This is a genomic window from Paraglaciecola marina (assembly GCF_004360155.1).
GTDB classification, from domain to species: domain Bacteria; phylum Pseudomonadota; class Gammaproteobacteria; order Enterobacterales; family Alteromonadaceae; genus Paraglaciecola; species Paraglaciecola marina.
In genome coordinates this window covers 1-610 of record NZ_SAIS01000076.1, presented here as the reverse complement: position 1 = coordinate 610, position 610 = coordinate 1, and the positions used below count along the sequence as shown (strand labels likewise).

1 protein-coding gene is annotated in these 610 nt (G+C 35.4%); it reads right to left on the bottom strand.

The features are described from left to right. Positions 1–155: 155 nt before the first annotated feature. The coding region (locus tag EOK74_RS20720; protein WP_205964790.1) for a hypothetical protein at positions 156–610 on the bottom strand (455 nt) is incomplete at its 5' end.

Genomic DNA, 610 nt, shown 5'->3' with positions numbered 1-610 from the left:
TATTCCGTATTTAAGAAAAGATCATGAATAAACGTGGTCAATTCTTCTTCAAACTTTTCAGTCTCATCCATAGTCATCTAGGCATATAACGATTTGCATATGGGGGGTTTAGGAGCGCTTTTCCGGCGAGTAAAATTCCCACCATAATGCACTTGTTATGTGTATTGTGCGCCTTTATTGTTTTTGAACCAAACATTTGAACTTGGCGTGAACATAAACAAAATAACTATTATCTGGCACAAGTTTGTTATAGCACTTACAAGGGTGAACTCTATAGGCATTAAAGAAAACTGTTGAAAGTTAATTGCTACATTAATAAGGCTTATTAATATAAGAACAGAATAGATAATCCTTGCCCAGTTGCGTCCACAGTTGATTTTGTAAGCTAGCCAAATAACCAATAACGTTGTTACGCCGAATGAGATGTATTTTGCTATTTCATTCGGCATTAACTCTTTAGTATTGAAAGAAATAATGAGAATAGAAGTCAAGCTGACTAGCCAACTAATAAAAATAAATATCGTTGTGAGCTTTATACTTTTAGGTTTATCCATAACCATCCTATACACATAACGCCCCAATATGCCGACGAAAAGAGCGCAGCGAGTTG